The following is an 18,567-nucleotide window of genomic DNA, read 5'->3' on the forward strand; positions in this document are numbered from 1 at the left end:
AGAGCCGGGGTGTTTTGGCGTGCAAGGCGGGCATGGACGAAAGATTTTCAGCCTCTCAGGTATAGCGGCGTTCCAGCGCGTCCCAGGCCGGCTTGCCGACCAGGCGCTGGCGCTCGGCGAACGGGGCGACCAGCGCGGGGTCTTCTTCGAGGCGCCGGTCGTCGCGCAGCACCCCGAGGGCCTTTTGCATGCCCGCCACGGCGCCTTGCAGGGCTGCGTTGGCATAGAGCACGAGGCCATAGCCCATGCCGCCCAGCTCCTCAGCGCCGAAGATGGGCGTCTTGCCGCCCACCACCATGTTCATGAGCTGCGGGCGGTCCAGGCGCTGCGGCAGCGCACGGATTTCATCGGCGGTGGTCACCGCTTCGACGAACAGGATGTCGGCGCCTGCCTCGGCAAAGCGCTGCGCGCGCTCCACCGCCGCCTCGAAGCCGTGCACCGCACAGGCGTCGGTGCGCGCCAGGATCAGCAGGTCCGCGTCCTGCCGCGCATCGGCGGCTGCCTTGATCTTGTTGACGGCCTCTTCGGTGGAGATCACGTCCTTGCCCGCAAAGTGGCCGCAGCGCTTGGGCGCGACCTGGTCCTCGAACTGGATGCAGTCGGCGCCCGCGCGCTCCAGCGTGCGCACGGTGTGGCGCACGTTGAGCGCGTTGCCAAAGCCGGTGTCAGCATCGACGATCAGCGGCAGGCCCACGGCGTCGCGGATGCGCGCCGTGTGGTCGGCCATCTCGGCCAGGCCCACGAAGCCCTGGTCCGGCAGGCCGAACCACATGTTGGTGACGCCGGCGCCTGTGATGTAGAGGGCCTCGAAGCCCAGGTCTTCGATGACCCGGGCCGAGAGTGCGTTGAAGGCGCCCGGCACGATGGCGCCGCGGCGTGCCTGCACCATGGCGCGCAGTTGTTGTTTGGTATTCATGGGTGGCCTGGAAAGAACGGAAAAGCAGACGGGCAGTGGATCGGTGGTGCGTGTGAGGGCTGCGTGCTCACTTTTCCTGCATCTGCGCCGCCTTGACGATCTCGCCCAGGCGCTTGCGCTCGGCGTCGACGAACTTCACGAACTCCACCCGCGTGCCGCCGATGGGCTCGATGCCCATGCCCTTGAGCTTGGCCACGGTGGCGGGCTCGCGCATGGCCTTGTCCACGGCAGCGGCGAGCTTGTCCAGGATGTCGGCGGGCGTGCCGCGCGGCGCATGCAGGCCGGCCCAGTGCGCGATCTGCAGCTCGGGAAATCCCTGCTCGACGGCGGTCGACAGCTGCGGGTAGGCCGAGATGCGCTGCGTCCAGGTGGTGGCCAGCGCCTTGAACTTGCCGTCGCCGCGGATGTGCGGCAGCGCGATGATGCTGGCCTCGGAGGTGCCTTCCACCTGCCCGCCCAGCACGGCCGTGGTGCTCTCCGAGCCGCTCTTGTAGGGTATGGGCTGCAGCCTGGCGCCGTACTTCACGTTGAGCATCTCGGCCACGAAGTGGGGCGTGCTGCCGGTGCCCGCAGTGGCGAAGTTGAAGCCCGCGCCCTTCTTCGACGCCTCGACGAAGTCGCGCAGGTTGTCGTACGGTGCCGACTTGGGCACCACCACCACCGAAGGCGCCAGCCCGATCATGGCCACGGGCACCAGGTCCTCGTCCTTGAAGGGCAGGGACTTCTTGATCATGCTGTTGGAGATGACGCCGGCCGCGCTGATCAAGAAGGTGTAGCCGTCGGGCGCGCTCCTGGCCACCAGCTCGGCGCCGAGCGAGCCGCCCGCGCCGGGGCGGTTTTCGATGATGACGGACTGCTCCAGCACCTTGGCTGCGCCCTCTGCCGCCGCGCGTGCCAGCAGGTCGTTGGCACCACCGGACGAGAACGGAACCACGAAGCGGATGGTCTTGGCAGGCCAGGCCTGGGCCTGTGCGGCCAGGGGAAGAGCGCAGGCCAGTGCGGCGGCGGTGGCGCAGGTCATTAGGGAAAGGCGAGGGAAGTTCACGTGTGTCTCCTGGTTTTTTGGCGAATACGGGTCGTGCAGGGATTGCCCCAAGGTCTTTGCAAACGCTGTGCCAATCGTCTCATGTGGCGGGTTTTTTATTCAAGTCGTTGATTTGAAAGGATTTTTTCGCGCTGTCTAGCGCCAGGGTATTTTCAAGGAATTCATATTTATTTCAAAAATGAGACAATGAAATAAATTGAAATGAACCCATTGCCCACCGCCCCTTCCTGGCATTCCACCGCAGCGGCACGCCCGCTGCGCATCGTCGCCGTGGCCCGCCACCGGCTGGGCCGGGTGCTGGCGCGGCTGGTGCCGGAGGTGGCTGCGCAGGCGCAGATCGAACTGGTGGCGCATGCCTTCGACGATGCCGTGGTGGCCGTGCGGGCCCTGCATGCGCAAAGCCCCGTCGACGCGGTGGTAGCGGCAGGGGCCAGCGGCGAATGGCTGCGCCAGCACCTGGACATACCGGTGGCAATGGTGGAAGTGCGGGGCTCCGACCTCATGCGCGCGCTGGCCGCAGCGCGCGCCCTGTCGCCCAGGGTCGGCCTGGTGTCGTTCGATGGGCCGTCGGAGCACTTGGCACAGCTCGATGCGCTGTTCGGCATGGGCATCGCGCAGTTCAGCTACCGCAACCCTGAGGACGGGCCGGCCTGCATAGAGGCCCTGCGCGCAGCCGGGGTGGAGGCGGTGGTCGCCCCCGGGCTGGTGGCCGACCTGGCCGAGCAGGCCGGCATTGCCAGCGTGCTGATGTATTCGGACGACGCAGTGCGCCAGGCGCTGCAGGACGCCGTGCACCTGGCACGCCACAGCCGTGCGGAGCGCTCGCGCCACGAACGGCTGGGCACCATCCTCGGCCAGTTGCAGGACGGCGTGGTCGCCGTGGACCTGCGCCAGCGCATCGAGGCCCTGAACCTTGCCATGGCCGAGCTGCTGGGCGCATCCGTCGCACAACTGGTCGGCCGCGTGCTGAGCGAGGTGGAGCCCGTGCTGGACCTGGGCGCCACGCTGCTGATGCGCGATGCCCCGGCCGAGGAGGTGCTGCAGATCGGCATGCGCACCCTGGTCGTGCGGCGTGCGCCCATCGTCGAAAACGGCGAGATCACCGGCGCGCTCTTGGTGTGCCGCGACCCAGCCGTCATCCAGCGCGCCGACCGCCACCTGCGCGCCAACCAGCGCCAGCGCGGCGCGCCTGCGCGCTACCGGATCGAGGCCTTTACCGGCACCAGCACGGCGGCGCGGCGCGTGCGCGAGCTGGCGCAGCAGTGCGCGGCCAGCGATGCCACGGTGCTCATCACCGGCGAAAGCGGCACCGGCAAGGAACTGGTGGCCCAGGGCATCCACACCGCCAGCCGGCGCGCGAGCCAGCCCTTTCTGGCCGTGAACTGCGCCGCGCTGGGTGAAAGCCTGCTCGAAAGCGAGCTGTTCGGCTACGAGGAAGGCTCCTTCACCGGCGCTCGGCGCGGCGGCAAGACCGGGCTGATCGAGGCGGCCCACACGGGCACCTTGTTCCTCGACGAGATCGGCGACATGCCGCTGGCGCTGCAGACACGGCTCTTGCGCGTGCTGCAGGAGCGCGAGGTGCTGCGCCTGGGCGCGACCGCAGCCGTGCCGGTGGACCTGCGCGTGATCGCGGCCACCCATGCCGACCTGGCGGCCCAAGTCGAACGCGGCCTGTTCCGGCGTGACCTGTACTACCGCCTGGCGGTGCTGCGCATCGAGACGCCCGCCTTGCGCGATCGCGGCGCCGACATCGCCCACCTGGCCGGCAGCCTGATGGCGCGCCGCGCCGCCGCAGCGGGCGTGCCCGCAGCGCAGGCATCGGCCTGGCTGGCCGCCCTGTTGGAGCTGGCTGCAGGCTACGGCTGGCCCGGCAACGTGCGCGAGCTGGAGAACCTGGTGGAACGCCTGCTCGCCTGCCACGGCTACCTGGCCCCGGGTGGACGGATGGACCGCGCCCGGTTGCTCGAAGTGTTTGCGGAATGCGCGCAGGAGCGCCCCGTGCCCGTGCGCGAACGCCTGCTCAAGGGCGCACGCGTGGCTGCGGAGCGCCAGCGGGTGCGCGAGGTGCTGCAGTCGGTGCAGGGCGACCAGGGCCAGGCCTGCGCCATCCTGGGCATCAGCCGCTCGACGCTGTGGCGGCGGTTGCGTGAGGAAAATTCAACGCCTTAAAGTCCGCCCAGCGGGTGCTGTGCAATGGCCTGCAAGCGGCCGTCCCTCACTGCGCCCACGGTCAGGGACTGCAACTGGCCAGCGTTGTCGACGCCTGCTTGGTTGAGCCCGTCGCACAGGGCCTTCGCCGCCGCGATGTCGCTTGTGGACGCGATCGTGATGTGTGGAATATAGGGAATCTCCAACCGCAAGTGCGGGGCCAGGACGCCGGTGTAGAGCTTGTCGTGCAGCCGCGCGATGGCGCTGTTGCCCTCGTCGGGCACCAGGAACACGTAGGCGCCGGCATCGGGCCCGCCCGCATGCAGCATGGCGTGGCGGCAATGGAAGCGGATGGGCTGCGCATGCCTTGCGATGGCCGCCACATGCGCCAGGTAGGCCGCTTCAGGTACGGCCGAGCAGCCGAACACCAGCGTGAAATGCGGCGCCACCAGGTCCACCTGCGGATCGTGCTGGCGCCGAACGCCGTCGATGAAGGCCTGGGCCGATGCATCCACGCCCAGGTAGGCCACTGTGTAGAGGGGCGTGTGCGGCGTGTCCATGCGGCGGGGCGATGAAAGGATCGGTCGTGGCGGGCCCCATCGTACCGGCCCTGCGTGCGGAGCGGAAGCACGCGCAACGATTTACATCAACCGTCATATCTCACCCCCGCAACAACTCCCCCACCACCCCCGCCACAAACCGCACCCCCGCATCCTGCTGCCGCCGCGCATGCCAGGCCAGGTGCAGCGCAAAGCCTTCTATAGCGATAGGGGGCTCGAACACCGCCAGGCCGCCAAACGGGCTGCTGCTGTCGCCACCAACACCAACGCCGCCGGCAACCGGCCGCAGGCAGCGTCGCGGCACCATGGCGATCAGGTCCGAGCTGGCCAGCAGCGGTGGCACCAGCAGAAAGCTCGGCACCACCACGCCCACGCGGCGTGTGCGCTGCAAGGCCAGCAGCGCCTGGTCCAGCGCGCCGCGCGTCTCGCCCCGGCCCGAGACCAGCACGTGGGGGTACTGCAGCCAGCGCTCCAGGTTGAAGTCCTTCGCCGCCGGGTGCCCGGCGTGCATGCACACGGCGTACTGCTCGTGCAGCAGCTCCTCGCGGTGGAAGGACGCCTCCACCGCCGGGAAGACCGACACGGCCAAATCCAGCCGTCCGCGCGCCATGGCGTCGAGCGCATCGGCCGCGCCGTGCCAGGGCTCCACCACCAGGTCGATGCCCGGCGCACTCGCCGCCAGCCGTGCGTGCAGCGGGCCCACCACCATCACGGCCGGGTAGTCGGCCATGACGATGCGCACCGTCTGGCGCAGCGTGGCCAGGTCCACCTGGGGGTGCGGGTCGATCACGCGCGCCGCATCGGCCAGCAGGCGCGACAGGGGTTCGCGCAGGGCCTCGGCCTTGGGCGTGAGGCGCATGCCGCCCTTGGCGCGTTCGAGCAGCGGGTCGCCGAACAGGTGGCGGCAGCGCTCCAGCGCGTTCGACATGGCCGGCTGCGACAGGCCCAGCCGCTCGGCCGCGCGCGTCACATGGGCCTCGTCCAGCAGGGCCTGCAGCACCACCAGCAGGTTCAGGTCTATGCCACGTAGATTCATGAAATCAATGAGTTGATATACGAATTATCCGTTGGATTAATTGTCGTCCGGATCGCATCCTTGGGGCATCTACCCACCCACAGGAGCCATTGATGACCGATACCACCATCACCACCACCACTGCCCCCGTCCGCAGCATCGACACCCTGGTGCTGCTGTTCCACCCGCGCTTTGCCCAGTCCGCCACCAACCGCGCGCTGGCCAATGCCGCCGCCGCACTGCCTGGTGTGGAGGTGGTGGACATGGCGGCCCTGTACCCCGAGGGCAGCGCCATCGACGTGGATGCCGAAGTGCGCCGCCTGCTCAGCGCCCGCCGCGTGGTGCTGCAGTTCCCCGTGCAGTGGTATGCGACCCCGCCCCTGCTCAAGGCCTGGCAGGACGCGGTGCTGACCCGCATGTACTACATGGCCTACGCGAGCGAAGGGCGCCATCTGGAAGGCACGCCCCTGCTGGTGGTTGCCACGGCCGGCAATGTGCCCGAGGCGTACACGCCCACGGGCCAAAACATGTTTGCGTTGGCCGACCTGCTGCACCCGTTGCACGCCACGGCCCACCGCTGCGGCCTGCCCTGGGCCGAGCCGTTTCTGGTGTACCGGGCCGGGAAAATGGGCGCAGCGGAACTGGCGGGGGAGGCGGCGCGCTATGCGGCGCGGCTGCGGGCGTGGGGTGCAGGTGCGGGTGCGGGTGCGGGTGCGGGTGCGCTGGAGCATGGCAGCATTGCATGTGCCGAGGAACTGCTGGGCGCTGCAGCCTGATGCCCTGGCGCGCCGGTGGGGGTACCTGCTGCGCCAGAGCCGCAGCCAAGACACCTTCGGTCAGTCGCTATCGGCATGAGTTCCGCCCCTTCCATGCGGGTAGCCAATGTACATCGCGTTGCAGTTGGCACGGGTAGTGAAAGGACCCTCTGCACAAATCCCTGCGGCCGTTGGCAGCGCGGCCTCGGGCGGTCCGCTGCGTTGCTTCTCTTGCCAATAGCCCTGCTATTGGCTGCAAGAAGATGCCTTGCGGCCCATCCCGATCCGCGCTACCACCGATCCGCGAGGTTTATGCAGAGGGTCCTTAAGGGATTCCCCCAGGTTGGGCTGTCACACGGGCTTATCATTCCCATGGCAGGCAGCCCCCAACCAGCCGCCGCCCATGCGCCTTCCCGACCGCCACTCCTGTCAATGACCACCGCCACACCTTCTTCGGATTCCGCTGCTGCATCCCCCGCCTTGCAAAAGCCCAACCTCTTCGTTCGCATCCTGCGGGTTCTCATGTCCCGGGTGGCCCGGGTCACGGTGACGGGGGCTGAGCACCTGGACGGGCCGGGTGGCAAGATCGTGGTGTGCAACCACGTGGGCTGGTCGGACCCGCTGTGGGTGGGCTATGCCGCCTTGCCGCGCAAGCTGCACCAGATGGCCAAGAAGGAGCTATTCGAGACAAAGCTGGGTGCCTGGTTCGTCAGCTCGGGCGGCGGCTTCCCGGTGGACCGGGGCAGCCCCTCGACCGCCACCATCCGCCAGGTGGTCTCGCTGGTGCAGGCGGGCCAGTTGGTGCTGATCTTCCCGGGGGGCACGCGCAATGCCGAGAACCCCGAGGCCAAGCGCGGCGCGGCCACCATTGCGCTGCGCGCCAAGGGCCAGATCGTGCCCGCGCACTTCGACGGGCCGGGCGAGATCCGCGCCAGCCACTTCTTTACCCGCCCGCGCATCCGCATCACCTTCGGGCCGCCCATCGTGCTGCCGCCCGATGCCACGGCGAACAAGGAGTCGGCGCTGGCGCTGACGGTGGCCATGGACGAGGCGATGAAACGCGTGGCCGAGCAGCGTCCTACCTGAACCGCTGCGCGCCTGTTCTGCAGCGTTCAGCCCGCCAAGGCGCTCCAGCGCGGCAGCACCTGCGCCCACCACAGCCGCCAGCGCATGCCCCAGCCGGGCGTGTAGCCCGTCGTGGCAAAGCGCACCTGGCCCTGCGCATCCACCACCACCAGCGCCGGTACCACGCGCACACCCCAGGCGCGTGACAGTTCTGCCTGCGGGTCGACCGCAGTAGGCCAGGGCATGCCGCGCTGGCGCTGCACCTGGGCCACGCGCGCGGCGGGGCCGGACTGCATGGCAATGCCCAGCACCGGCCAGTCGGCCGAGAGGGCCGCAACGGAGGGCTCTTCGATCTTGCACACCGGGCACCAGTCGGCCCAGAAATGCAGGGCCACGGCGCGGCCGGGGTGCTGTGCGCGCCATTGGTCCAGCGTGGTGGCGCTGCCATCGGCCAGGGTGATGGCAGCATCGGGCGCCGGCCCGCTCGGCAGGTCGCGCGTGCGCCAGGCATCCACGCCCGCCACCACCAGCACGGCCAGCAGCAAAGTGCCCAGGTGCTGGCGCCAGCCCCGGCGCAGCGATTGCCAGGCACGAAAGGGCAGGGCGCGAATACCGGTGGTGGGCTGCATCAATGTCTTTTGGTTGATGGTTCGATCACTGTCGAGCCGCTCACAAAGCTCAGCGCAGCGGTTCTGGCTAGGCGTTCCGGTGAGTACAGCAAGACGGAACAACGACGCCAGAAGAGCTTTTTGAGTGGCGATCAGCGCAAGACTTCCAAGAGGCGGTCGAGGCCACCTTCGTTGATGGCCACCTTGGCCTGCGCGCGCACGGCGGGCTTGGCATGGTATGCCACCGAGAGGCCGGCCGCGCCCATCATGGGCAGGTCGTTGGCGCCGTCGCCCACGGCAATCGCCTGCGATGGGTCGATGCCCATGAGCGAGGCCACTTCGAGCAGCGTGCGGCGCTTTTCGGCACCGTCGCAGATGTCGCCCCAGGCCTGGTCCAGCATGCGGCCAGTGAGCAGGCCATCCTGCACTTCGAGCATGTTGGAGCGCGCGAAGTCGATCCCCAGGCCCGCCTTCACGCGGTCGGCAAAGAAGGTGAAGCCGCCCGAGACCAGCAAGGTGGTCAGGCCTGCGGCCTTGGCCGCGCTGACCAGTTCCTTGGCGCCCGGGTTGAAGCGCAGGCGCTCGCTGAACACCTGCTCCATGTGCGCCACGGTCACGCCCTTGAGCAGGGCCACGCGCTGGCGCAGGCTTTCCTTGTAGTCGGTGATGATGCCCTGCATGGCCGCCTCGGTGATGGCGGCCACCTCGGCCTTGCGGCCGGCGGCGTCGGCGATCTCGTCCACGCACTCGATGTTGATCAGGGTGGAGTCCATGTCGAAGGCAATCAGCTTGTAGCTCGACAGGGACAGCGGGGCGTCTATGCCCTGGACAACAAGGCCGGGGGCGAATTCGGTGGCGTTTTTCATGGGGAAAGGGGCGAATGCGGGGATCGGAAGCCCCAATGGTATCGCCCGCGCAGGTGTCCCGTGGCGGCCTGAGGAATCCGGGCGCCCATGCCGACAGGGCATAGCTCCCAGTGCAGGGGCCGGGTGGTAGGACAATCCTGTTTTTGTCATAGTGCAATGCATGACTTTTCCTTTGATCCCTGAGCGCCGGGCCTTTCTGCTGCTGGCCGCGGCCATGGCAGGCACGGGCGTGGCCGCGCAACCTGCCGACAAGCGCCCCATCCGCCTGGTCGTCCCCTTCGGCCCCGGCGGCGTGGCCGACCTCACGGCGCGCACCGTGGCGCAGAAGATGACCGAGGCCACGGGCCAGAGCATCGTGGTGGACAACAAGCCCGGCGCGGGCGGCATCGTTGCGGCCGACGCCGTGGCCAAGGCGGCGCCCGATGGCCGCACGCTGCTGCTCATGTCCAACGGCAACGCGGTGAGCGCGGGCCTGTTCAAGAGCCTGCCGTTCGACCCGGTCAAGAGCTTCACCCCGGTGTCCATGCTGGGCACCTTCGACATCGCCCTGGTCACGGGTGGCAAGTCGCGCTTCAAGGACATCGCCGCGCTGCTGGCCTATGCCAAGGCCAACCCCGGCAAGCTCAACATCGGCACCATCAACATCGGCAGCACCCAGCATCTGGCGGCCGAGCTGTTCAAGCGCAGCCTGGGCATCGATGTGACCATCGTGCCGTTCAACAGCACCTCGGCCGTGGTCAGCGCGCTGCTGGGCGAGCAGGTGGATGCGGGCGTGGAGATTTTGGCGCCGGTGCTGGCGCAGATCTCGGGCAACACGCTCCATGCCCTGGCCGTGATGGGCGAGAAGCGTTCGCCCGCGCTGCCCAACATCCCCACTGTGGCCGAGAGCGGCGCTCCGGGGTTCAACGTGGCCTCGTGGAACGCCTTTGCCGCCCCGGCCGGCACGCCGCGCGACGTGATCGCGCGGCTGAACAAGGAGACCAATGCCGCGCTCAACACGCCCGAGGTCAAGGCCCGGCTGCTGCAACTCGGTGTGCAGGCCAGCGGCGGCACGCCCCAGGCGCAGGCCGACTTCTTTGCGCGCGAGATCAAGCGCTGGGGCGATGTGATCCAGCAGGCGGGAATCCAGAGGCAGTAGTGGCAGCCGAAGGCAGGGCGGTACCGGCCCAGGCCACCAGCGCATCGGCAATGCGCCCGGGCTGGTCCTCGGGCGCCAGGTGGCCGGCATCGCCGCAGGCCTGTACTTCCAGGCTGGCAATGTGCTCACGGCACCAGGCCTCCATGGCCGGGCCGATCATCAGCGTGGGCGACCCGGTAAAGGTGAGCAGCAGCTTGGGCACATCGGTCGAGCCGGCCAGCCAGGCGCCATAGGCCTGCACCCGCGCCACCACGTCGGCGGGCGACCCTTCGAGCGGCATGGCGCGCGGCCAGGCCAGCAGCGGGCGCCGGCTTGCGGGCGTGGGGTAGGGCGCCTCGTACACCGCGCGGTCGGCCGCAGACAGGGGGGTGAGGACCGTGGCCGTGAGCGACCCGGTGAGGAACTGGTTCAGCTCCATGACCAACTGCTCCCCCAGGCCCGGCGTGCGAAACGCCTCGAAGCGCGGCCGCGCCGCTGCAGGGAAGTCCGCCCAGGACATGGGCTTGACGATGGTCTCCATGAAGGCGATACCGCGCACCCGGTGCGCATGCCTGCGCGCCCAGTCGAAGGCGAGCGACGCGCCCCAGTCGATGCCCACGAGCACGACTTCCTGTAGGTCCAGCGCGTCGAACCACGCCGCGAGGTAGCGCGCATGATCGTCGTAGCTGTACGCAATCTCCGGCTTGCCCGATTGCCCCATGCCGATCAGGTCGGGCGCCAGGCAGCGGCCCAGCACCTGCGTGCGTGGCAGCACCTTGCGCCACAGGTGCGACGAGGCGGGGTTGCCGTGCAGGAACACCCAGGCCGGGCCAGCACTCCCCGCAGGGGCGCCGGTGTCTTCGTAGTGCATCTGCGAATCGAGAACGGTCACAGTGGGCATGGGCTGCTCCTTGCAAAATGGTAAGGTACCTGTCTAGTTTATTGAAATGGACAGGTGCCTGTCAAATATTGCCATGAACTCATCGACGCCCTCCGCAACTGCCACCGTCGCCACCACCGGCTCGCTGGGCGTGCTGCTGCGCCTGCTGCACCAGCAGTTCGCGGGCGCGGTGGACGAGGCCCTGGCCGAGGCCGGCTTTGGCGACGTGCGCGCGGCGCATGCCAGTGTGTTCACCTTTGTCCCGCCGGAAGGCATGCCCGTGAGCGAACTCACGCTGCGCGCGCACGTGCGCAAGCAGTCCATGGCGCAGACGGTGGACGAGCTGGAAAAGCTCGGCTATGTGGAGCGCCGGCCCAGCCCCACCGACAAGCGCTCACGCCTGGTGTTCCTCACCGCGCGGGGGCAGCAGATCCGGCCGCTGGCCATGGCGGCTGGTAGCCGCATCGAGGGGCAGTGGGCGGGGTTGATCGGCGCGGGCGAACTCGATGCCCTCAAGCTCGCTTTGGGTGGCCTGCTGGCCAGCGTCGAGCGGCGCGGCGCTGCTTGAAACCCACCGAAGCTCCGCTACAGCCCAGCCTCCCCTTCTGCGGGAAATCGCCACGGCATGGCGATCACGCAAGCCAGCGTTGCCCCGTCGCGAACAACACCCCTGCGACCACGAGCAACGCCCACAGGGGCGATGCCGGGAAGGCCACGATACCCACCAACGCGGCAACCAGCAGGTACACGCCCATCAGTCCCAGGGTGTGCACATCCCCGCTGGCGGCGGCCCGCAGCGCGAGGTGGCCACACAGCATCAGCACCGGCCCCAACAGGGTGAACCACAACGCGAGGCGACGGCTGTCGTCGGTCTTGAATGCGTCCAGCAGTCCGTCGGACAGTGCCGCCAGGAACGGCTGTTTGAACCTTACCAGGCCCATCACGATATGCAGGACGCCCAAGGCGAGCAAGGCACCGGCGGCGGCGGTCTTCCAGTTGAGGGTCATGGGGTCGTGCCTTTCTAATGCAGATTTTTTAGAAATTACTATTGTTTAAATTGAAGTAAATTCAATTTTTAAAATAGTATTTTCTTATTGTATCGCGAGCTGCCTTGATTTCGCCATGTGTGCCCGGGCGGCCTGCCTCAGGCCTGCACCGCTGCATCGTGCAGCACGGTCTGGATGGCGCGCAGCTGCCCTGCCAGCCCATGCGGTCCCAAGCCTGTGGCTTCAAAGGTGCCGTCGAGCGCTGCCGTGCCCACGGTAAAGCCTGCCGCCCGGCCTGCCGCCACGGCTGCGATACGCTCGGCCCGGTTGATCGATCCGGCCACCACCACCGGCTTGCCCACCGCAGCGCACACGGCGGCTATGAGCGCGGGCACGTCGGCTACTTCCCCTTCAAACCGGTAGGCCAGCAGGTCCAGCCCGTGCACGCCCTCCAGCGCGGCGATGCGGCGCGCGCTGGCCACCACGTCTTCCACCGTGCCCTGCAGCACGCTGGGGTGGCCCACCACCTGGCCGGCAAACGGGTAGTAGCGGATGGGGGTGCTGCGCAGCAACGGCAGCACCGCCTCGGGCCGGGTGCCGCCCATCAGCACGTCCACCCCCAGCGCCATGGCGGCGCGGGCCGATGCGAGCTCACTCGCCTCGTCCTGGCTCACCACCTCCAGGTAGCTCACGGCGCCGCCCGCGCGGATGGCATCGGCCAGGCGCTGCAGTGCGGGCCAGGGCAGGCCGATGTCCTTGAAGCCGATGTGCCGCACTCCTGCGGCCAGCACGGTGGGCAACTGCTCCAGCGCGTTGGCGATGGTCTTGTCGTGCCGGGTGAGCATGAAGATGAATTCCGGCAATGCAGGGGCAGGTGGTGGTCGCACCGCCGCTGCCTCCACCATGGCCGCGTGCATGGAAGAGGCCACGGCCATGGCCTCTGCCTGCTCCACCGCATGTCCCAGGCTGGCCGCATCGGCCCGGCCCGTGCCCGCGATGTCGAAGGCTGTGCCATGGTCCACCGAGGTGCGCACAAAGGGCAGGCCCACGGTGATGTTCACGCCCTGGTCCACGCCCAGGTACTTCACGGGGATCAGACCCTGGTCGTGGTACTGCGCCACCACGATGTCGAAAGCGCCCTGGCGTGCGCGCATGAACACCGTGTCCCCCGGCCAGGGGCCCGTGGCGTCGATGCCCTCGGCACGCGCCGCGGCAATGGCGGGGGCAATGGTGTCCTGGTCTTCGCGGCCGAACAGCCCGCCTTCGCCCGCATGCGGGTTGAGCCCGGCTACTGCCACGCGCGGCTTGGCGATGCCATAGGCGCGGCAGGCACGGTGCGCCAGGCGTATGGCGCGCAGTTCGTTCTCGGGCGTGACGGCGGCAATCGCATCGCGCAGCGACAGGTGGATGGACACCAGCAGCACCCGCAGTTCGCCATTGGCCAGCATCATTGCGAAGTCGGTGGTTCCCGCGCGCTCGGCCAGCATCTCGGTGTGGCCCGGGTGCCGCACACCCGCAGCGCGCAGCGCCTCCTTGTGCAGCGGCGCGGTCACGATGCCGGCCACGCTGCCCGCCAGCGCCAGGTCGATGGCGCGCTGCACGCAGGCGTGCGCTGCGGCGCCGGCACGTGCGTCCACCCGGCCCATGGGCAGGTCGGCGGGCAGCGGTGCGCAGGCCTGCAGCACGGGCAGGGCGCCTTGCTGCAGCGCTTCGTGCACGCCATGCAGGTCATCGCCCACGGTGTGTACCTGCAGCGCAGCGCCCACCATCGCCGTCGCGCGCCGCAGGGCACCCACGTCGCCCAGCACCACAAAGGGCTGCACGTGGCGCTTGCCCGCCAGCGCCCCCATCGCCCACTTGGCAATGATCTCGGGGCCGATGCCCGCCGGGTCGCCCATGGTGATGGCCAGGGGGAGGGTGTTGGTGGTTGTCGTCGCTGTCATCGGAACTCTTGAGGCTCAATCAATGTAATGCCGAGACTGTGCCTGGGTAAGCGTTCTCAGAAAACCGATTTGATCTCAAGCATGATTGAGCCAGACTCAATCATCCCGCCATGCCCCCAGACACCCGCCTGCCCCCGCTGTCCGCCCTGCGCGCCTTCGAGGCCACGGTGCGCCACGGCAGCGTGTCGCGCGCTGCGCGCGAGCTGCACCTGACCGACGGGGCCGTGAGCCGTGCCGTGCGCGAGCTCGAGGGCGAGCTTGGCTTTGACCTGTTCCAGCGCAGCAGCCGCTCAGTAGTGCCCACGCCCACCGCCCAGGTGCTGGCCGAGGATGTGGCTGGCGCGCTGGACCGCCTGCGCGCGGCCCTGGCCCGTGCGCGCCGCACGGCGGGGCCGGGCCGGCCGCTGGTGCTGTCGTGCGAGCCCACCTTGCTGATCCGCTGGCTCATCCCGCGCCTGGCGCAGCTGCAGGCCGCCGTGGGCGGCGAGCGCGAGCTGCGCCTGGTGTCGGCTGGGGGCGTGGTGCACTTCGAGCGCGACGGCATCGACCTGGCCATTCGCCGCAACGACTTTGCGCTGGCCGACGATGTGGTGGCCGAGCCCTTCGTGCACGAACACATCGGCCCCGTGTGCCGCCCCGATGTGGCCGGCACCCTCGGGCCGCAGCAAGGCGCGCCGCTGCAGGGCGTGCTGCTGCACACCGCCACGCGGCCGGGCGCATGGGACAGCTGGGCTGCGCTGGCCGGCGCGCCCCTGCAGCCCACGCGTGCCATCCGCTTCGAGCACTTCTACCAGAGCCTGCAGGCCGCCGTGGCCGGTGCCGGCGTGGCCATCGGCCCCCTGGCCCTGGTGGCCGACGACCTGGCCAGCGGCGTGCTGTGCGCGCCGCGCGGCTTTGTGGCCGATGGCAGTTGCTACCAGCTCATGGCGCCGCGCGCGGCCGTGGACGATGGGGGTGTCTTCCACACCGTGCTGGTGTGGCTGCGCGCAGCCTGCGAAGGCCTGGTGCCACCACCCCCACTCGCTGTGGAGAAGCGGCCACGCTCCCCCAAAAGGAGGGCCTAGCCCGTACCGCAAGACGCATATGATTCCTGCACAACAAACACCGAGGGAACTGGCAATGGCAATGCACAGGCACGACAAGGCGACGGTTCAATCCGCCGCCGCAGCGATCAACCGCAGGCAGGCCACGGCCGCGCTGCTGGCCACCGCAGCTGCTCCCTTCGCCGCAGTCGCGCAGGACGCAGCGGCGCCCGCCGCATCGGCTGCATCGACCGCCACCCCAGCCACCACCCTCTGGCCCGGTGACGACTGGGCCGAAAGCACGCCCGAGGCGCAAGGCATGGACTCCGCCGCGCTGGCCAAGCTCATCGACTTTGGCGCCGCGCAGGGCATGGACAGCCTGCTCGTCACCCGCCACGGCAGCCTGGTGGCCGAGGCCTTCTACGCCCCCTACCGCGCGGGGCTCAAGCACGCCGTCAATTCCACCACCAAGGGGGTCGTCGCCACGCTCACCGGAATGGCCATCCAGGACGGGCTGATCGCCTCGCGCGATGCGCCCGTGCTCGACTTCTTTGAGGGCCGCAAGGTCGCCAACGCCGATGCCTCCAAGAAGGCCATGACCCTGGGCCACCTGCTCGACATGACCTCGGGTTTAAGCTGGGTCGAGCCGCTCAGCGACGCCGTGCCCGAGACCATGCTGCAGCTGGGCCGCTCGCGCGACTGGCAGGGCTTTGTGCTTGACCGGCCCATGGCCCAGGCGCCCGGCGCGGGCTTCAACTACAACAGCGGCAACACCCACCTGCTCTCGGCCATCGTGGCGCAAAAGACCGGCGGCAGCACCCTGGCCTACGCGCAAAAGCGCCTGTTCGGCCCCCTGGGCATCACCGACGTGCGCTGGCGCAAGGACCCGCAGGGCCTGGAAGTCGGCGGCTGGGGCCTGTACCTGCACCCGCGCGACATGGCGCGCATCGGGTACCTCTACCTGCGCAAGGGCCAGTGGAATGGCCGCCAGCTGCTGCCCGCCGCCTGGGTGGAGCAGGTCTTCAATCCCGTGGTGGACATGGGTTTTGGCAGCGCGGCGCCCGCCTTCAAATACGCCAACGGCTGGTGGAGCATCCCGTCCAAACGCGCCTACTTCACCGCCGGCTTCAACCGCCAGCTCATCGTGGTGCTGCCCGATATCGACGTGGTCGTGGCCGTCACTGGACGGCGCCACTACCCTTTGCCCCTGTTCATCGACCACATCACCGCCGCCGTGCGCTCGCGCGAGCCCCTGCCCGCCGACGCCACCGCGCAGGACCAACTGGCCGCACGCATCCGCGACGCCGGGGTCGAAAAGCCCAGCGCCACCCCCATCACCACGCCCGAGCTGGCCGCCACCATCTCGCGCAAGCCCTGGCTGCTGGAGCGCAACGGCATGGGCATCCAGCGCCTGGTGCTGGACCTCACGCCCGCCAACCCGCGCTACGAAGTCACCTTCGACAGCAGCCGCCCCGAACTGCCGCGCGAGCCGGTGGCCGGCCCGCTGGGCCTGGACGGCAAGTACCGCACCGCCCCACAGGGGCCAGCGCTCATCGCCATCAAGGGCCACTGGCTCGATGCGCAATCGTTCCAGCTCATCTCGCGCTCGGTGGCGGATGGGGAGGTCACCGTGGTCACGCTGAAGTTCGAGGACGGCGGGAAGGCGGTGAATGTGGGGTTGGAGAACAACTGGGGGTTCAGGGGGCAGGTGCGGGGGCGGGTGGCGGAGTAGCCTATCTCGCAACCCAGCTACTGTGGGTCAATCAATGCTGCGCCTATTCACTGGCATGGGCCATGATGGAGCCATGCGTGCACCGCAAGTTGTGTTCAGTCCTTTATGCCTACTCCCATGAGCCTCGCAACCAAGCCTGTCACCTCCGCTCCCACAGCCCTGGCCACTCGCCTGCGCGGCCTCCAATCCACCGCCCGCGAACTCCCCGACACCCCGGTCGAAATCCGTGGCCAGATCCCCCCATGGCTCATCGGCGGAAGCCTGCTGCTCAATGGCCCGGCACTGTGGGACCTGCCCCATGGCAGCTATGAGCACTGGTTCGATGGGTTGGCCATGCTGCACCGGGTGAGACTGGCGCCGGGCGATGTGGGGGGCGCCAGCGCGACCTACCGCAGCCGCTACCTGCAGACCGATGACCTGCGCGAGAGCCTGGCGGCGCGCAAGCCGGCGCGCAGTGCCTTTGGCACGGCCGACCCGGCGGGCCTGTTCTCGCGCCTGCGCAACCTGCGCCACCCGATCGTGACGGACAACGGGGCGGTGGTGATGGCGCGCATTGGCTCGCAGTGGGTGGCGCAGACCGAGACGCCGCTGCTCACCAGCTTCGACCCCGACACGCTGGCTACCACCGGGCGCATCGAGTACGACGATGACGAGGTGATCCATGTGATGTCGGCCCATGGCGTGACCGATGCGCAGGGCACCTACTGGAACGTGGGCGTGGAGATGGGCCCCAAGTGCACCTACAAGCTGTTCAAGATCGTGGCGGGCAGCCGGCGGCGCGAGGTGGTGGGGCGCTGGTCCGTGCGGCAGGCGGGCTACCTGCATGCCTTTGCCATGACGCCCACGCACGCCCTGGTGTGGCAGCCGGCCATGCGGGTCAATGCCATCAAGCTGGCCCTGGCGGGGAAGGGCTTCATCGACAACTTCAAGTGGAATGCGGCCATGGGCTCGCGCATCGACGCCGTCTCGCTCACCGATGGCAGCGTGCGCAGCTGGGCCGTGCCGGCCATGGCCAGCTTTCATGCCGTGCAGGCCTGGGACGAGCCCAGCCAGGACGGGCGCGCACCCGCCACGCTGGTGCTGGACCTGTGCACCACCGATGGCCCCGAGATCTTCAGCGCGCTGCGGCTGGACCGCCTGCGCGCCGGCCAGCCGGTGGGCGTGCAGCACCGCGTGCAGCGCTACCGGCTGGAGCTCGGCCGCAGCGACGCGCAGCCCAGGACGCTGGTCGAAGGCACCAGCGTGGAGCTGCCCGCCGTGCACGGCGCCTACTGGGGGCGCCAGCAGTCGCGACACGCCTGGTTTGCGGGCTTCGACCCCGATGGCAAGGCCCCCATGTTCGACCGCACGGTGAAGCTCGACCTGGACGGCGGCCGCATCGCCGGCACCTGGCAGCGCGAGCATGCCGTGCAGCTGGAGCCCCTGTTCGTGGAGCGCCCCGGCTCCACCGCCGAGGACGATGGCGTGCTGCTGGTGCCCACGCTGGCCGAAGGCGACGAGGGCACCGTGATCGGCGTGATCGACCCGGCCAGCATGCAGTGCCTGGCCACGCTGAATTTGCCGCAGGTGGTGCCGTTCGGGTTCCATGCGGCGTTCAAGCCTGCCTGGATGCCGGGGTGAGTTGGCACGCATGGGGGCGCTGAAGGAGCAGTTGCTGTACTGCATCGCCGCTGCCGTGGGCGGGGTGGCTGGCGGTCTGCCAATAGTGCCTCGTGCGGCGCTCTTGGACATCGGTTCGGCACTGTTGGCATCGAATTCGACAACACGCACACCGGACATTTGTCGGCGGCTGAGCAAACATCGTTGTCGGGCGCATGTTGAAGCGCTGGGCTAGACTTCCGCTATCGGCCGAGGCTGTGTGAAAACCCAACCCTAAACCGCTGCCCAAAACTAAAATAGCGGCACCCGA

The 18,567-nt window shown here is 68.9% G+C and carries 17 protein-coding genes; 8 read left to right on the forward strand and 9 right to left on the reverse strand.

The features are described 5' to 3' along the window. Nucleotides 1-55: 55 nt before the first annotated feature. Nucleotides 56-916 carry an oxaloacetate decarboxylase gene (locus ASE31_RS23180; protein WP_057204170.1) on the reverse strand — a complete coding sequence of 287 codons (861 nt, stop codon included), beginning with the start codon at nt 914-916 and terminating at the stop codon, nt 56-58. A gap of 67 nt (nt 917-983) precedes the next feature. Next, nucleotides 984-1,937, reverse strand: a complete 954-nt coding sequence (locus tag ASE31_RS23185) for a tripartite tricarboxylate transporter substrate binding protein (protein WP_057204171.1) — start codon at nt 1,935-1,937, stop codon at nt 984-986. 225 nt (nt 1,938-2,162) lie between these two features. On the opposite strand from ASE31_RS23185, the gene prpR reads away from it, so the two are divergent. After that, nucleotides 2,163-4,130, forward strand: a complete 1,968-nt coding sequence (prpR, locus tag ASE31_RS23190; protein WP_057204172.1) for a propionate catabolism operon regulatory protein PrpR — start codon at nt 2,163-2,165, stop codon at nt 4,128-4,130. Here the strand turns inward: prpR and ASE31_RS23195 are convergent. Both ASE31_RS23195 and ASE31_RS23200 read right to left on the reverse strand, forming a co-directional pair. Beyond that, entirely contained in the window at nt 4,127-4,669 is a 543-nt protein-coding gene (locus ASE31_RS23195; protein WP_057204173.1) for a 2'-5' RNA ligase family protein, read from the reverse strand. The two genes, prpR and ASE31_RS23195, sit on opposite strands and share 4 nt — an antisense overlap. Before the next feature lie 100 nt (nt 4,670-4,769). Continuing rightward, nucleotides 4,770-5,705: a LysR family transcriptional regulator gene (locus ASE31_RS23200; protein ID WP_057204174.1), complete on the reverse strand. Its 936-nt coding sequence runs from the start codon at nt 5,703-5,705 to the stop codon at nt 4,770-4,772. 92 nt (nt 5,706-5,797) lie between these two features. Between ASE31_RS23200 and ASE31_RS23205 the strand changes: the two genes are divergently transcribed. Then, the gene (locus ASE31_RS23205) at nt 5,798-6,460 is read left to right on the forward strand and encodes an NAD(P)H-dependent oxidoreductase (RefSeq protein WP_082604322.1); all 663 of its coding nucleotides are present in this window, start codon (nt 5,798-5,800) and stop codon (nt 6,458-6,460) included. 411 nt (nt 6,461-6,871) lie between these two features. Beyond that, nucleotides 6,872-7,525, forward strand: a complete 654-nt coding sequence (locus tag ASE31_RS23210; protein WP_057204175.1) for a 1-acyl-sn-glycerol-3-phosphate acyltransferase — start codon at nt 6,872-6,874, stop codon at nt 7,523-7,525. 26 nt (nt 7,526-7,551) lie between these two features. Here ASE31_RS23210 and ASE31_RS23215 read toward each other — a convergent pair whose 3' ends face one another. Together ASE31_RS23215 and serB are read right to left on the reverse strand one after the other, a co-directional pair. Continuing rightward, on the reverse strand, nt 7,552-8,133 hold the full coding sequence (locus ASE31_RS23215; protein WP_200961157.1) for a redoxin domain-containing protein: 582 nt from the start codon (nt 8,131-8,133) through the stop codon (nt 7,552-7,554). Between the two features lie 131 nt (nt 8,134-8,264). Next, entirely contained in the window at nt 8,265-8,978 is a 714-nt protein-coding gene (gene serB, locus ASE31_RS23220) for a phosphoserine phosphatase SerB (RefSeq protein WP_057204176.1), read from the reverse strand. Nucleotides 8,979-9,138: 160 nt separating this feature from the next. Here serB and ASE31_RS23225 point away from each other — a divergent pair, with 160 nt between their 5' ends. Next, on the forward strand, nt 9,139-10,116 hold the full coding sequence (locus ASE31_RS23225) for a tripartite tricarboxylate transporter substrate binding protein (protein ID WP_057204177.1): 978 nt from the start codon (nt 9,139-9,141) through the stop codon (nt 10,114-10,116). On the opposite strand, the gene ASE31_RS23230 is transcribed toward ASE31_RS23225, so the two are convergent. Continuing rightward, nucleotides 10,067-10,996: a haloalkane dehalogenase gene (locus ASE31_RS23230; protein WP_057204178.1), complete on the reverse strand. Its 930-nt coding sequence runs from the start codon at nt 10,994-10,996 to the stop codon at nt 10,067-10,069. The genes ASE31_RS23225 and ASE31_RS23230 overlap by 50 nt on opposite strands. A 73-nt stretch (nt 10,997-11,069) precedes the next feature. Between ASE31_RS23230 and ASE31_RS23235 the strand changes: the two genes are divergently transcribed. Continuing rightward, nucleotides 11,070-11,543 carry a MarR family winged helix-turn-helix transcriptional regulator gene (locus ASE31_RS23235; RefSeq protein ID WP_057204179.1) on the forward strand — a complete coding sequence of 158 codons (474 nt, stop codon included), beginning with the start codon at nt 11,070-11,072 and terminating at the stop codon, nt 11,541-11,543. A gap of 64 nt (nt 11,544-11,607) precedes the next feature. Here the strand turns inward: ASE31_RS23235 and ASE31_RS23240 are convergent, their stop codons facing one another. Both ASE31_RS23240 and pdxA read right to left on the reverse strand, forming a co-directional pair. Further along, nucleotides 11,608-11,982 (reverse strand): DUF6463 family protein, encoded by a 375-nt coding sequence (locus ASE31_RS23240; protein ID WP_057204180.1) that lies wholly within the window; start codon nt 11,980-11,982, stop codon nt 11,608-11,610. Between the two features lie 137 nt (nt 11,983-12,119). Then, the gene (gene pdxA, locus ASE31_RS23245) at nt 12,120-13,904 is read right to left on the reverse strand and encodes a 4-hydroxythreonine-4-phosphate dehydrogenase PdxA (RefSeq protein ID WP_057204181.1); all 1,785 of its coding nucleotides are present in this window, start codon (nt 13,902-13,904) and stop codon (nt 12,120-12,122) included. A gap of 110 nt (nt 13,905-14,014) precedes the next feature. Here pdxA and ASE31_RS23250 point away from each other — a divergent pair, with 110 nt between their 5' ends. The 3 genes from ASE31_RS23250 (at nt 14,015) to ASE31_RS23260 (ending at nt 18,278) form a co-directional block, all read left to right on the forward strand. Further along, entirely contained in the window at nt 14,015-14,968 is a 954-nt protein-coding gene (locus ASE31_RS23250) for a LysR family transcriptional regulator (RefSeq protein ID WP_057204182.1), read from the forward strand. 55 nt (nt 14,969-15,023) lie between these two features. Continuing rightward, a complete protein-coding gene (locus ASE31_RS23255) occupies nt 15,024-16,658 on the forward strand; it encodes a serine hydrolase (RefSeq protein WP_235514737.1) in 1,635 nt (544 codons plus the stop codon). A gap of 117 nt (nt 16,659-16,775) precedes the next feature. Continuing rightward, nucleotides 16,776-18,278 (forward strand): carotenoid oxygenase family protein, encoded by a 1,503-nt coding sequence (locus ASE31_RS23260; protein WP_057204184.1) that lies wholly within the window; start codon nt 16,776-16,778, stop codon nt 18,276-18,278. The last annotated feature ends 289 nt before the right edge of the window (nt 18,279-18,567 follow it).

It is taken from the genome of Acidovorax sp. Root217 (assembly GCF_001428645.1).
Classification (GTDB): domain Bacteria; phylum Pseudomonadota; class Gammaproteobacteria; order Burkholderiales; family Burkholderiaceae_C; genus Acidovorax.